General features: G+C 70.9%; 11 protein-coding genes. 9 read left to right on the top strand and 2 right to left on the bottom strand.

What is annotated here, in order from left to right; all coding sequences use genetic code 11:
• Positions 1–120: 120 nt before the first annotated feature.
• The 8 genes from BN1197_RS06235 (at position 121) to BN1197_RS06200 (ending at position 9,496) form a co-directional block, all read left to right on the top strand.
• Positions 121–2,346: an NADP-dependent isocitrate dehydrogenase gene (locus tag BN1197_RS06235; RefSeq protein WP_040157384.1), complete on the top strand. Its 2,226-nt coding sequence runs from the start codon at positions 121–123 to the stop codon at positions 2,344–2,346.
• 238 nt (positions 2,347–2,584) lie between these two features.
• Positions 2,585–3,487 (top strand): hypothetical protein, encoded by a 903-nt coding sequence (locus tag BN1197_RS06230; protein ID WP_040157382.1) that lies wholly within the window; start codon positions 2,585–2,587, stop codon positions 3,485–3,487.
• 142 nt (positions 3,488–3,629) lie between these two features.
• Positions 3,630–4,595, top strand: a complete 966-nt coding sequence (locus tag BN1197_RS06225) for a hypothetical protein (protein ID WP_040157379.1) — start codon at positions 3,630–3,632, stop codon at positions 4,593–4,595.
• Positions 4,596–4,772: 177 nt separating this feature from the next.
• On the top strand, positions 4,773–5,651 hold the full coding sequence (locus BN1197_RS06220; RefSeq protein WP_052466111.1) for a hypothetical protein: 879 nt from the start codon (positions 4,773–4,775) through the stop codon (positions 5,649–5,651).
• A gap of 7 nt (positions 5,652–5,658) precedes the next feature.
• Positions 5,659–6,495 (top strand): hypothetical protein, encoded by an 837-nt coding sequence (locus tag BN1197_RS06215; RefSeq protein ID WP_052466110.1) that lies wholly within the window; start codon positions 5,659–5,661, stop codon positions 6,493–6,495.
• Positions 6,496–6,606: 111 nt separating this feature from the next.
• On the top strand, positions 6,607–7,884 hold the full coding sequence (locus BN1197_RS06210) for a zinc-dependent metalloprotease family protein (protein ID WP_040157377.1): 1,278 nt from the start codon (positions 6,607–6,609) through the stop codon (positions 7,882–7,884).
• Between the two features lie 34 nt (positions 7,885–7,918).
• The gene (gene trpS, locus BN1197_RS06205; protein ID WP_082043686.1) at positions 7,919–8,944 is read left to right on the top strand and encodes a tryptophan--tRNA ligase; all 1,026 of its coding nucleotides are present in this window, start codon (positions 7,919–7,921) and stop codon (positions 8,942–8,944) included.
• Positions 8,945–8,953: 9 nt separating this feature from the next.
• Positions 8,954–9,496, top strand: coding sequence for a 2'-5' RNA ligase family protein (locus BN1197_RS06200; RefSeq protein WP_040157374.1), 543 nt, complete (start codon positions 8,954–8,956; stop codon positions 9,494–9,496).
• Here the strand turns inward: BN1197_RS06200 and BN1197_RS06195 are convergent.
• Positions 9,420–10,913, bottom strand: coding sequence for a D-alanyl-D-alanine carboxypeptidase family protein (locus tag BN1197_RS06195; RefSeq protein WP_052466109.1), 1,494 nt, complete (start codon positions 10,911–10,913; stop codon positions 9,420–9,422). The genes BN1197_RS06200 and BN1197_RS06195 overlap by 77 nt on opposite strands.
• A 480-nt stretch (positions 10,914–11,393) precedes the next feature.
• Complete coding sequence (locus BN1197_RS06190) at positions 11,394–12,524, bottom strand: glycosyltransferase family 4 protein (RefSeq protein ID WP_040157373.1); 1,131 nt, start codon at positions 12,522–12,524, stop codon at positions 11,394–11,396.
• Positions 12,525–12,865: 341 nt separating this feature from the next.
• On the opposite strand from BN1197_RS06190, the gene BN1197_RS06185 reads away from it, so the two are divergent.
• Entirely contained in the window at positions 12,866–13,975 is a 1,110-nt protein-coding gene (locus BN1197_RS06185) for a mannose-1-phosphate guanylyltransferase (protein WP_040157372.1), read from the top strand.
• Positions 13,976–14,013 lie beyond the last annotated feature (38 nt).

The raw sequence follows: 14,013 nt of genomic DNA, 5'->3' as shown, positions 1-14,013 counted from the left end.
GGTGGCCCGCCGGGTAGGGTCGATCCTGCCGGATCTCGCGAGATCACGGCCCCTGTTCGAACGCAGCGGGCCGTCCGCGCGTCATCCCCGACCTCGCACTCGTTCGAAGGAGCTTGTCCCGTGGCGACACAGAAGATCATCTGGACCCAGATCGACGAGGCGCCGGCGCTCGCGTCGTACTCGTTCCTGCCGATCGTCGAGGCCTTCACCAACGGCACGGGGATCGACATCGAGACCAGCGACATCTCTCTGTCGGGCCGCATTCTCGCGCAGTTCCCCGAGCGGCTCACCGCCGACCAGCGCATCGACGACAACCTCACGCGGCTCGGCGAGCTCACGCAGAGCCCCGATGCGAACATCATCAAGCTCCCGAACATCAGCGCCTCGGTGCCGCAGCTCAAGGCGGCGATCAAGGAGCTGCAGGAGAAGGGGTACGACATCCCCGACTACCCCGAGAAGCCGGCGAATCCGGAGCAGGAGGAGATCCAGGCCAAGTACGCCAAGGTGCTCGGCTCGGCGGTCAACCCGGTGCTGCGTGAGGGCAACTCCGACCGTCGTGCGCCGCAGTCGGTCAAGGCGTTCGCCCGCAAGAACCCGCACCGCCTCGGTGAGTGGACCGCCGACAACAAGGCGCGCGTCGCGAGCATGGAGGGCGGCGACTTCTACGGCAACGAGAAGTCCGTCGTCGCACGCGAGGACTCCGAGCTCACGATCACGTTCCGTCGTCGTGACGGGCAGGAGACCGTGCTCAAGAGCGGGATCGGCGTGCTCGAGGGCGAGATCGTCGACGGCACGGTGATGAACGTCGCGGCCCTCGAGAGCTTCTACCGCGACCAGATCGAGGCCGCGAAGAACGAGGACCTGCTGCTCTCGCTGCACCTCAAGGCCACGATGATGAAGGTCTCCGACCCGGTGCTCTTCGGCCACGGCGTCAAGGTCTTCTTCGCCGACGTCTTCGACGAGTTCGGTGACGACCTCGACTCGGTCGGCGTCAACCCCAACCTCGGTCTGGGCGACCTGTACAGCAAGATCGGCGGCCTGCCCGAGGAGAAGCGCAAGCAGATCGAGGACGCGATCACCAAGCAGTACGAGTCGCGCCCGCGGCTGGCGATGGTCGACTCCGACCGCGGCATCACCAACCTGCACGCGCCGAACGACATCATCATCGACGCCTCGCTCCCGGTCGTCGTGCGTGACTCCGGCCAGATGTGGAACGCCGACGGCAACCTCCAGCAGACCCTCGCGATGGTGCCCGACCGCTCCTACGGGCCGATGTACGAGGCCGTCTTCGAGGACTGCAAGAAGCACGGCGCGCTCGACCCGGCGACGATGGGCTCGGTGCCCAACGTCGGGCTCATGGCGCAGAAGGCCGAGGAGTACGGCAGCCACCCGACGACGTTCGTCATCCCCGCCGACGGCACGGTCACGGTGACCGACCAGCACGGCGCCAAGCTCTTCGACCACGAGGTTCACGAGGGCGACATCTGGCGCATGAGCCGGGTGCGCGACGTGCCGGTGCGCAACTGGGTCGAGCTGGCCGTCACCCGCGCCAAGGCCACGGGTGCTCCGGCGGTGTTCTTCCTCGACGAGAACCGTGCGCACGACTCCCACGTCATCGACAAGGTCAAGAGGTACATCTCCGAGGCGGGTGGCGACGAGATCGAGTGGGTCGTCAAGTCCCCGGTCGACGCGATCACCTACTGCCTCCAGCGCATCCGCCGCGGCGAGGACTCGATCTCCGTCACGGGCAACGTGCTCCGCGACTACCTCACCGACCTGTTCCCCATCCTCGAGCTGGGCACGAGCGCCAAGATGCTCTCGGTCGTCCCGCTGCTCAACGGTGGTGGCCTCTTCGAGACGGGTGCGGGCGGCTCGGCCCCCAAGCACGTGCAGCAGTTCCTCAAGGAGAACTACTTGCGCTGGGACTCCCTCGGTGAGTTCTCCGCCCTCGGTGCGTGCTTCGAGCACATCGCCCAGACCACGGACAACGCGAAGGCCAAGGTCCTCGGCGAGACGCTCGACTCGGCCATCGGCCGGTTCCTCGACGAGAACAAGTCGCCGGCCCGCAAACTCGGCCAGATCGACAACCGCGGCAGCCACTACTACCTCGCGCTCTACTGGGCGCAGGCGCTCGCCGCGCAGGACGACGACGCCGACCTCAAGGCACGGTTCGAGCCGGTCGCCGCAGCGCTCGCCGAGAACGAGACCAAGATCGGTGAGGAGCTCATCGGTGCCCAGGGCAAGCCGGTCGACCTCGGTGGCTACTACCGCCCCGACCCCGAGAAGGTGAGCGCGGCGATGCGCCCGAGCCCCACGCTTAACGCCATCGTCGACGCTCTTCGCTGACACCCCGTTTAGTTACGAGCGGCCCATCGAGCACCCTCGGTGGGCCGTTCGTACGCCCGGAGCTCGCACCGATTCGATTGGAACGGCACGATTTTCGTGCGACCGGTACAGTCGATAACAGTATGGACGATAAGTGAAGGGTGGGCGTCGAGCACGGTCATCGCCGGGTGTTCCACACGTGTGATTCCGGCACTATCGGGATTTCACGACCGGCGGGACTCGAGGACCGAAGGTCAGGATGACGACGAACGACGAGGACTTCGCCACCGCTCTGCGCTCGGCGATTGCCACCAGGGGGCTCAGCCTTCAGCAGTTGCGTCAGGCACTGGGGGAGCGCGGTGTCCGCGTGAGCACGGCGACGTTGAGCTACTGGCAATCGGGCCGTTCCGTGCCCGAACGCGACTCCTCACTCGCCGCCATCGGCACGCTCGAGGAGTGCCTCGGCCTTGCGCGCGGCCACCTCGGCAGCCGCGTGCGCGTGCGCCCCTCGGATATCGCCGCGACGGGTGCGGCGGCCGTCGCCGCTCCCGGTCTCGAACTGCTCGACGGCGGGATGAACGGCGCGTTCGCTCCGCGCCGGCACGTCGTCGAAGCGGCCGCCCTGCTCGGCCTCGACTATCAGAGCGCCGTCCGCTCCACGATCCACGACCGGTTCCGCATCGGCGCCGATCGCTGCGAGGCCGATCACGAGGTGCGCCTCCTCATGATCGCCACGCGCGGCGGCGTCGACAGCTACCCAGTTTGGGTCGAGTCCGAGGATCTCGAGAGCATGCCCGAGGTCACGGCCGTGGAGAACTGCCGGGTCGGCCGGGTCGTGGTCTCCGCGGAGTTCGGTGGGCGCATGGTGGAGATGCTGCTCGATCGACCGCTGCGTGAGGGCGAGACGATCCTCACCGAGCACCGCCAGACCCACGCCGGCCCGCAGACCCCGCGCGACGCCGTGTGGCGGATGGTCCATACGCCGTTCCGGGAGATCTTTCTCGAGGTGGAGTTCCCGCCGGACGACCTGCCGGCCAGGGTGTGGTCGTCGACCGTCCTCGGCGGACGCCGCGAGGACCGCCCCCTCGAGGTGCAGCCGACCGTGCAGGCCCTGTTCGTCGACGGCGCCCCGGGCGAGTACGGGCTCACGTGGCAGTGGTGAGCACGACGGTTCGGGCGGTGGTTCGCGCGGTCGCCCTCGTCGCCCCGGCCAGTGGAGCGACGGGTGTGGGTCATCCGGGATGTGAGACTCGGCAGACGGTCGGACCCCGGCCGGCCAGCTCTGTCGCAGGAGGCAGTGACCCGTGAACGACCCCCGCCCCTTCCACGAGATCCTCAGCGAGGCCATCGACCGCCGCGGGCTGACGCTCGAGCGCATCCGGTGGCACTTGCGTCGGCGGGGACACGACCTGTCGCCGGCAGCGCTCAGTTACTGGCGTCGCGGTCTGTCCAACCCCACGCGGTCGGCCTCGTTCGCGGTCATCGAGGCACTGGAGCAGATCCTCGAGGTGACGCCCGGTACGTTGACGACGCCGATCGAGGAGCTGCGAGACCCCGACCAGCCCGGGCACGGAGCCGTGGTCAACGAGCTGGCGGAGCGTCTCGGGCTGAGCTGGGACGACGGCCTGCGGCGCACCAGCGTCCACCACGCGCTCGTCTTCGACGACCGCGGCTGCCCGATGCGTCACCGGGTGCGCGAGACCTTCCGCGCCGTCCGGGACGGGGTCGACCGGTTCCCGATCGCGTTCCACCAGGACGATCCGACGGCCGTGGTCACCTACGACGCGAGGGCGAACTGCGCGATCGGCCGGGAGGTGCGGGAGGACACCGTCGTGCTCGCCGAAGTGCTCCTGCCGCGCGCGTTGGATACGGGCGACACCGGCATGTCGGAGTATCTCGTCACGATCGGCGGATCGACCGAATCCATGACCCGGTGGGGGCGGCACACGGGCCGCCGGTTGCGTGACCTGCACCTGAGTCTGCGTTTCGACCCCGACCACGTGCCGGTCGAGGCCGTGCTCAGTACCGAGGTGAAGGGCGTGGTCCGCGAGGTCCCGCAGGTGATGACCGGTGCCTCGATCGACGTGCATCTCGTCGACTTCGGGCCGGGGGTCGCCGAGGTGCGGTGGTCGTGGGGGCCGGGGCAGGCCGGCGAGGAGGGGGGCCTTCGAGTCGACGGAGATGCGCCACGACCCGACGATGCGCCACGACCCGACGATGCGCCACTGCCGGACGATGCGCCGGGAGGAGATCGCGACCCCCTGTCCTGATGCGGCCGAGTGGCCGGGCGCGAACCGGGCGTTCTCGGCGTGCCCACCGCGCCCATCGGGCAGAATCGGAGCTCAACCGGGCCGGCCCTGATCGGGGCCGCGGCGGCGGAGGTGCCGTTCGCTCAGCGGCGCGTGAAAGACAGACGGCCCAAACGGCCGTCGCAGGAGGGTACGACCATGGACGGCGACCCCGCCGACGACTTCGCCGTGGCGTTGCGACAGGCGATCGCCGCCCGCCGCATGAGCCTGGATCGGGTGCGTCGAGCCCTCGCCGGCCAGGGCATCACGATCAGTGTGGCCGCCCTCAGCTACTGGCAGTCCGGGCGCAGCCGGCCCGAGCGGGCGACGTCACTGGCCGCCATCGGTCCCCTCGAGGAGTGCCTCGCACTGCCTCGCGGGTTTCTCGCGAGCCGGCTGCCGCCCTCGCCACGGCGGCAGGAGGACACTCTCTACACCCGAGGTGTCCTGCCCGCCCACCGTGGTGACGGGCCCGAGTACATCGATCTCGCGTTCCGGCAGATGGGGCTCGACGTCGAGGGCGTCTCGAGGGTGAGTGTGCACGACCGCATCCGGATCGATGCCAATCGGCGCGAGGTCGGCCGGGACGCCCGGGTCCTGTTGCTGGCGCTCGAGGACGGCCTCGATCGTTTTCCGGTGTGGCTGGAGTCGGCGCACCCCTCGGCGCTGCCTGTGCTCACCCCCGTCTCCCGGTGTCGCCTCGGCCGCGTCCGCGAATACCGCGAGCACACCGGCATCGCCGTCGAGATGCTGCTCGACCGACCGTTGTCGGCGGGGGAGACGATTCTCGTGGAGTACCGCGCCGCCTGTATGGGCGACGACACCGAGCGTGACCACGTGTGGGCACGCCTGCCCACCTCCTGCCGCGAGCTCGTCGTCGAGGTGCGCTTCGATCCGAAGGTTCTTCCCGCGACGGCGATCTCGTTCCGCGCCGTCGGTGGAAGGCGTACCGAGGCTCCTCTCGTCGTGGGGCCGGTCGTCCAGGCGCACGTCGTCGACTCCGAACCGGGGGTCTTCGGGCTCGAGTGGGCGTGGTGAGTGGCGGATGACCGGACCCGGAGCCTCCTTCGCCGAGGTGCTCGACGCGGCCGTCGACAGGCGCGGACTGTCGCTCGGCGCCGTCCGGCACCGGCTGCGGCGCCGCGGGCACGACCTGTCGATCGCCACCCTGAGCTACTGGCGCCGCGGGCATTCGTTGCCCACCCGAGCGCGATCCCTCGACGCCCTCGCCACCCTCGAGGAGGTCCTCAAGCTGCCGGTGGGCGCACTCAGCGGCACGCTCGAGAGACGGCGCGACACCCAGGAGGTCGAACACCCGGGCATCGACGACCTCGCGGCGAGCCTCGGACTGTCGTGGCTCGGCGACGCCCTGCGGTCGAGCGTGCACGACCGGATCGTGCTCGACGCCGCCGGCCGCCCGGTCTCGCACCAGGTGCGGCAGGTGATGACGGCGCAGGCCGCGGGGTTCCAGCGGTATCCGGTCGCGTACTGGATCGAGGGGGACGAGGCCGAGGAGGCCCGCATCGAGGCGCGTGGCAACTGCGTCGTGGAGCGTTCCGTCCGCAACGATCGCTGCGTCGTGGCCGAGGTCGTGCTGCCCCGCCCGCTGGAGGCCGGGGAGTCCTGGATGACCGAGATCTCGCTCGTCCTGCTGGGCGACCTCGAACCCATGGTCCACTGGGGGCGCTGTGTCACCAGCGAGGTCCGTCTGCTCCACGTCGCGATCGCGTTCCACCCCGATCGCCTGCCGCTCGGGGCCGAGTCCGTCGTCGACGTCGGTCACACGACGACCCGCGCGCCCCTCGTCCTCCCCGGCCCGTCGCTCGATCTGCACTTTCAAGACTTCGGCCCGGCAGACGTCGGCATCCACTGGAACTGGTAAACGAATCGCCTACAGGGGCAACATGTTAGGCCGATAGGAGAGGGCCTGCGGCGAGTGCGTGGGCCGGCGCCCCGCCACGGGATCGCCGCCCGGCGGCCGTCAGGAGTGCTCGTGGCACGGCGCGATCTCCCCGGGCTCCGTGGCGTCCGGCGGGCCGGTGCACTCATCGTCCTCGCCGTTCTCGCCGTTCTCGCCGTCGTCGCCGTCATCGGGGTCGTCGAGATCGGTGCACGTGACGCGATCCGCGAGGGCGGGGTGCTCGGCGTCGTCACGGCGGTGGGATCGCGGGATCACGGACGCGCTGCGGTGGCAGGAGGGGGTGCCACGGGTGTCGGCGCGGCGGCGACCGCGAGGCCGCAGGCCCCGACGGGGGCACCTCGGGACGTCCGTGTCGTCCGGCTCGCGCCTGCGGGGCACGCCCCGGATCCGACGATGACCCCGGCAGCCGTCCGGGCCGCGGTACGGGGTGCCTCGGCGTACTGGTCCGAGCAGACCCGGGGCGCGATCTCGTTCCGGCTCGTCTCGATCTCGGACTGGACCGACTCTCCGCACGGCTGCGAGGACGTTGCCGCGCTGTGGGCCGACGCGCTGAAGGCCGCTCCCGAGGCGGCGCGAACTCGCACCCACCTCGTCGTCGTCGCCCCTCGCTCGGCCGGGGAGGACGGCAGCGGTTGCGACTACGGCTTCGGTTCGGTCGGCACGGGTGAGAGCGGTGGTTCGACCTATGTCACCGCCCTGCACCCCCAGCTTCTGGCCCACGAGCTCGGGCACAACCTCGGCCTCGGGCACGCGGCGGCCCTCGAGTGCGACGGCGCGCAGGACGGCCGGTTCGCCGGGCGTGCCTGGCAGGAGGAGTGCCTCGTGCGCGACTACGACGACCTGTACGACGTCATGGGGTATTCCGGCGAGGGGTTCGGTGACGGCAGCCTCGGCGCCGTGGGCATCGACCGGCTCGGTGCGGACCCGGCAGCGATCCGCACCGTGGACGTCACGACGAGCGGACTGCGGCTGCAGCCCCTCGCGCGGGTGGGGTCGGGTGTGCGGGTCGCGAAGATCACCGCACCCGGCGAGCCGGTGTACTACGTCGAGTACCGCGCGGCCACCGGTCGCGACCACCCCATCGCGACGGGGGAGTGGCGGGTCTCGACGGGGGTGCGCATCCTGCGCGAGAACCCCGAGGGCGGCAGCCTCGTTCTCGACACCTCGCCGGGAGGCTGGCGCTACGACCGCGACCTGAGTGCCGGACAGACCTTCGTCTCGGCCTCCGGCGGTGTGCGCGTGCGTGTGGGCCGCATCGATGCCGACGGCGCGACGATCGACGTCGACCTCGCCGGGACCCCCACCCGCCGGGGCGAAGCAGCGGTCTCACCCGCCGCATCGCGATCCTGACCACGTGCCGCGACCACCTGGCCGTCCTGCCACAATGGCGACCATGACCAGCACTCCCGCCTCGACGCGTCCGCGTCTGTTCTCCGGCATGCAGCCGACCCAGGATTCGCTCCACATCGGCAATTACCTTGGCGCGCTGGTCAACTGGGTGTCGATGCAGGACGAGTTCGAGGCGATCTACAGCGTCGTCGACCTGCACGCCCTCACCGTCGACGTCGACCCGCAGGTGCTGCGCTCGCGCACGCGGGCCACGGCCGCGCAGTACCTCGCCGCCGGGGTCGACCCGGCCCGGTCCGCGGTGTTCGTGCAGAGCCACGTGCCCGAGCACGCCGAGCTCACGTGGGTGCTCTCGTGTATCACGGGGTTCGGTGAGGCGAGCCGTATGACGCAGTTCAAGGACAAGTCGACCAAGCGCGGCTCCGAGGGCACGAACGTCGGGCTGTTCACCTATCCGATCCTCATGGCCGCCGACATCCTGCTTTACGATGCGGCGCGTGTGCCGGTGGGCGAGGACCAGCGTCAGCATCTCGAGCTGTCGCGCAACCTCGCGCAGCGCTTCAACGCCCGGTACGGCGAGACGTTCGTCGTGCCCGAGCCGCACATCCTCGCCGCCACGGCCAAGATCCAGGACCTGCAGAACCCGACGGCGAAGATGAGCAAGACGGCCCCGGCCGGTTCGATCGATCTGCTGGCCGACCTCAAGGTGACGAGCAAACGCATTCGCTCGGCGGTCACCGATCCGGGCCGCGAGGTGCGCTACGACGAGGTCGAGAAGCCGGGCGTCTCCAACCTCCTGCGCATCTACAGCGCCCTCGACGGACGCTCGATCGACCAGCTCGAACGCGACTACGAGGGGTCGGGCTACGGCGACCTCAAGAAGGATCTCGCCGAGGTCGTCGTCGGGGTGCTCGGTCCGATCCGCGAGCGCGCCACCGAGTTGCTCGACGACCCGGCCGAGCTCGATCGCATCCTCGCCGACGGCGCGGAGCGGGTGCGGCCGATCGCGGCCGCGACCCTGGAGCGCGTGTACGACCGGGTCGGTCTGCTCCGGCGACGCTGAGGCCGCGCCATGTCGAACGCGGAGACCTCCGCACCCGTCGGCACCGAGGTGTGCGTCGGCATCCTCATCCTCGTGCCGGAGCCGCTCGCGGGCCGGGTCCGCGCGCTGCGGGAGTCCGTCGCCGACCCCGAGGGGGCCGAGATCCCCGCGCACGTCACGTTGGTACCGCCGACGCCGCTGCCGGAATCGGTGCTACCGGCCGTCATGGACCATCTCGAGGCGGTGGCCGCGAAGAACGCGCCGTTCGAGCTGCGCCTGTGCGGCACCGACAGCTTCCAGCCCGTCACCGACGTCTCCTATCTGAAGGTGCTCGACGGCGCCGACGACTGCGATCGGTTGCAGGACGCGCTGCGCACCGGCCCGCTCGAGGGCGAACTGCGCTACCCCTACCATCCGCACGTCACCCTCGCGCACGACGTGCCGCAGGCGGGGCTCGATCGCGCCCTCGCGGCGATGGGCTCGGTCGACGAACGCTTCACGGTCGACCGCTTCGTCCTCTTCGTGGATCGCGGAGAGTGGCAACGCGCGGCCGAGTTCCACCTCGCCGACTGATTCCGCCGAGACAGCCGCGGTTTCCGGCCGGCGAGGGCTTGGTCGTAGAAGGGGGTGTGCGCTCGTGCCGGAAACGGCGGCTGTCTCGGCGGTGAGGCGGCGGGTCAGGGGCGTCGGCGGCGCATCCGGTGGCGGATGGTGACGGCGGCTCCGGCGAGAAGGGCCGCGCCGCCCCCGAGCAGGGCGAGCAGGCCTCGCCCGCCGGCCGGGGAGAGCCCGAGGGCACTCGCGGCAGCGGTGGATTCGGGCCCGCCGGTGGCGGCGGGTTCGACGGGCTCCACCGGCGGGGGCTTGTTCTCGTCCGAGGGCACTCGCGGCGGCGGTGGGTTTGGGGCCCGCCGGTGGCGGCGGGTTCGACGGGCTCCACCGGCGGGGTCTTGTTCTCGTCGAAGGTCGCGGGGTCGACGAGTTCGCCGACCGGGCGCGCCTTGGGGCCGTTGGCGAAGGCCCAGTCGAGCACGGCGGCGGTGTCGCGCCAGCCGACGTTCGTGCCGCCGAGGTAGGTGATGACGAAACTCTGGTCGCCGCGCTTCGCGGCCCCGATGTACGTCTGGCCCGCCGCTTTGGTGAAGCCGTTCTTGACGCCGATCATGCCGTCGTAGTTCCAGAGCAGCCGGTTGTGGCTGGAGATCTGGTAGCGCTCGCGCCGGCTGCCCTTGCCGGCGGTGCGCTTGCCCGCGATCTCGGCGGTCTTGACCGTGAGGTAGGGCGAGACGAGGGGGTCGTCGACGGCGACCTTGCCGAGCAGGGCGAGGTCGTAGGCGGAGGTGAGCTGCCCGGTGGCGTCGAGCCCGCTGGAGTTCTTGGCGAAGGTGTCGAGGGCGCCGATCCGGTGCGCGCGTTCGGTCATCTCGCGGGCGGTGGCCGGCATGCCGCCGTTGGCGCGCGCGAGGGCGTTGGCGGCGTCGTTGCCCGAGCTGAGCAGCAGCCCCATGAGCAGTTCCCTGACGGTGTAGCCCTCGCCCGCGACGAGGCCGACCTTGGTGCCCTCGATGTTCGCGTCCTCGGCGGTGGCCGTGACGATCTGGCGCGGCGGCAGCTTGGGCGCGAGCGTGAGTGCGGTGAGCGTCTTGAGTGTGCTCGCAGGGCGGCTCTGCACGTGGGCGTTCTTGGCGAGGATGATGCGCCCGTCGCGCAGGTCGGCCACGACGTAGGCGTTCGCCTTGAGCTCCGGAGGCTTGGGTACGCCGGCGGGAAGGCTGTGCAGCACTCCGGGGCGGAGGAGTCCCGGCCCGCCGACCGTCGACGTCGGTGCCGGGGTGGGGGGAGGCGTGTCACCGCCGGGCGTCGTCGCGGGAGCGGTCGTCACCGGCAGCGGCGGCGGGGTCGTCACCGCGTGGGCCGGGCCGACCGCAGATGTGCCCGCGACGAGGACGCACGCGAGCGCTGCCGCGGCGCCGTGATGGCGCAAGGTCACAGGTTCCTCCCCGGTCGATCGTGATGCCCCCTCGATCGAGAGTACCGGATCTCCGCTGGTCAGCAGTGGTGTCAACGAGATTCGGGGCGTCGGTTCATCGGGACGTGCGCCCAGGTCGGCCCCCGAAAATCGCTCGGACAGGCCCTTTCACCCGGCTTCGCGGGGTGAAAGCGCCTGTCCGAGCGATCCCTTCGGGTGGAAGGGCCTGTCCGAGCGAATCCTGTGGGTGAAAGCGCCTGTTCGAGCGGTCCCTGCGGGTGAAAGGGCCTGTCCGAGCGATCCCTTCGGGTGGAAGGGCCTGTCCGAGCGAATCCATTGGGTGAAAGCACCTGTCCGAGCGATCCCTTCGGGTGGAAGGGCCTGTTCGAGCGTTCTCTTCAGGTGAAAGGGCCTGTTCGAGCGGGTGTCGGCGATGGTGTGGCGGGCAGCCGGAGACCGCCCGGGACACCGACGCCGGTGGCCGGTTTCCCGTCCGGCTCGTCAGGCCGCGGCGCCGAGGCTCGAGAGGGCGGAGTAGTGCCCGATGAGGTCGTCGACGAGGCGCTGCCACGAGCGGCCCTGCACGCGAGTGAACGCCGCCTCGCCCATGAGCGCGCGACGCTCCCACGCGTCGTCGTCGACCGCGAGTCGCCGCACGCACCGCACGAGGTCCTCGGGGTCGTCCGGGTCGAAGAGCAGGCCGGTCCGGCCGTGGTCGACGAGGTCGATCGGGCCGCCGCGCCGCGGGGCGACGACCGGCAGGCCGGTGGCCGCGCCCTCCTGGAGGGTCTGACCGAAGGTCTCATGGGTGCCGGTGTGGACGAACACGTCGCAGGCCGCGTAGGCGCGAGCAAGGTCGTCGCCCTCCCGACGGCCGAGGAACGTCGCCTCCGGCATGAGGGCCTGCAGCGCGGCGCGAGACGGTCCGTCTCCGGTGACGGCGACCTTGACGCCCGGCAGGCCGAGCAGGGGCTGCAGGCGCTCGACCTCCTTCTCGGGAGCGAGGCGGCCGACGTAGCCGACGATCGTCTCGCCCTTGGGCGCCAGCGTGCGTCGCAGTGCCCGGCAGCCGGCGTCGTCGCGCCAGCCCGGGTGGAACAGCGCCGTGTCGACCCCGCGGCCCCAGAGCCCGGTGCGCGTGACGCCGTTGCGGCGCAGGTCGGTGAGGGCGGCGGAGGACGGGGCGAGGTTGAGGTCGGCGAGCGAGTGCACCCAGCGCAGGTACCGCCATGTCGCGCGGGCCGCGGCCTTGCCGGCGGCGCCGCCGAGCTGCGAGACGTAGGCCGCCATGTCGGTCTGGTAAAGGGCGACCGAGGGGATGCCGAGGTTGCGGGCCGCGACGAGGCCACGGGCGCCGAGGAAGAACGGCGAGGCGACGTGGGCGACATCGGGTGCGAAGTCGGCGAGGATCGCCTCGATCGCCGGAGCCGGCAACCCCACCTGGAACTGGCGCACCGGCACGCTCGTCACGCCGCGTACCGGAAACCCGTGGTACTCGCGCGGCGCGGGGGAGGGAGCGATGACGACGGCCTCGTGACCGCGGACGCGCAGGCAGTCCAACACCCGGCACACGCTCGTGGTCACGCCGTTGAGGGAGGGCAGGAACGACTCCGTGACGATCGCGATACGCACCAGGTCAGCGTCTCGACAAGCGGTGACCGGGCGACGACGCGAGCGGGTGTGGCGGGTGACCGCGAGGCGACCGGTACGTGGATCGCGCCACCGGGTGCTCCGATGCCGTCCGCCTGATGTTCACTCCCGTCGGATCCCGTTCTCCTGCGGGGGCCGTCACGCACGGCGACGGTGGAGCCGCGATTCAGAACCGCGATTCAGGAGACGATACGCGACATCGCCGGTCTCGAGGTGAAGGTCGCCGACATGTCGGTGCGAGGACGGGCTCCAGGGCGAGTGTCCGGGGCGGTCGTCCACATCGGGGGGGCGTGGCGTCTCGTTCGGTCGATTACCGTGACCACATGACGAACACTCCGGAGGACTTCTGGTGCGTCATCCCGGCGGGGGGAGCCGGGACGCGCCTGTGGCCGCTCTCGCGGGCGGGCTCGCCCAAGTTCCTGCACGACCTGCTCGGATCGGGCCGCACCCTCATCCAGTCGACCGTGGACCGGCTCGAGCCGCTCGTCGAGGATCGACTCATCGTCGTCACCGGCCGCCGCCACGCCGAGGCCGTCTCCGAGCAGGTGCCCCAGGTGTCCGCGGACCGGCTGCTCACCGAACCGTCGCCCCGTGACTCGATGGCGGCGATCGGCTGGGCGGCGGCGGTCGTCGAGCGCCTGGACCCGCAGGCCGTGATCGGCTCGTTCGCCGCCGACCACGTCATCGGCGACGAGGAGCGCTTCCGGGCCCTCGTCACCGAGGCCGTCGCCGTGGCCCGGCACGACTACCTCGTCACGTTGGGCATCGAGCCCACCTATGCGGCAACGGGATTCGGCTACATCCGGGAGGGTGACGCGCTCGCGGTCGAGGGCGCCCCGCACGCTCGCGCCGTCGTCGAGTTCGTGGAGAAGCCCGACGCGGCCACCGCTCAGCGTTACCTCGACACCGGCGAGTTCCGGTGGAACGCCGGCATGTTCGTCGTCAAGGCCGGAGTTCTGCTCGACCTGCTCGCCACGTGGCACCCCGAGCTCGCCGCCGCGTTGCGCCGCATCGCGGCCGACCCCGCGCTGCTCGAGACCGAGTGGGACGCCCTCGAGCGCATCGCGATCGACCACGCGGTGGCCGAGCCGGCCGCCGCCGCCGGGCGCGTCGCGGTCGTGCGGTGCGACGTGCCGTGGGACGACATCGGCGACTTCCACTCCCTCGCGGGCCTGCTCGCGACCGCGGCCGCCGCGGGCGGGGAGGTCAAGGACGACGCGCTCCACACCGTCGGGCCCGCCGACGTCGTCACCGTCGATTCCAGCGGGGTCGTCGCCTCGCGCAGCGAGCGCGTCATCTCGGTGATCGGCATGGACGACGTCGTCGTCGTCGACACTCCCGACGCCCTGCTGGTCACCACACGAGGGCGTGCGCAGCACGTCAAACAGATCGTCGACCACCTCAAGGCCGAGGGCCGTACCGACCTCACGTGACCCCCGGGGACCTAGGTCCTCGCGTGCCTCGCACCTCC

This window comes from Mobilicoccus massiliensis (assembly GCF_000826525.2).
GTDB lineage: Bacteria > Actinomycetota > Actinomycetes > Actinomycetales > Dermatophilaceae > Mobilicoccus > Mobilicoccus massiliensis.
This window is presented reverse-complemented; position numbering and strand designations above follow the sequence as displayed.

Coding starts and splice junctions, on each gene's coding strand:
- BN1197_RS06230 (WP_040157382.1), top strand. CDS start 2,585: ATGACGACGAACGACGAGGACTTCGCCACCGCTCTGCGCTCGGCGATT.
- BN1197_RS06220 (WP_052466111.1), top strand. CDS start 4,773: ATGGACGGCGACCCCGCCGACGACTTCGCCGTGGCGTTGCGACAGGCG.
- BN1197_RS06215 (WP_052466110.1), top strand. CDS start 5,659: ATGACCGGACCCGGAGCCTCCTTCGCCGAGGTGCTCGACGCGGCCGTC.
- trpS (WP_082043686.1), top strand. CDS start 7,919: ATGGCGACCATGACCAGCACTCCCGCCTCGACGCGTCCGCGTCTGTTC.
- BN1197_RS06200 (WP_040157374.1), top strand. CDS start 8,954: ATGTCGAACGCGGAGACCTCCGCACCCGTCGGCACCGAGGTGTGCGTC.
- BN1197_RS06185 (WP_040157372.1), top strand. CDS start 12,866: ATGACGAACACTCCGGAGGACTTCTGGTGCGTCATCCCGGCGGGGGGA.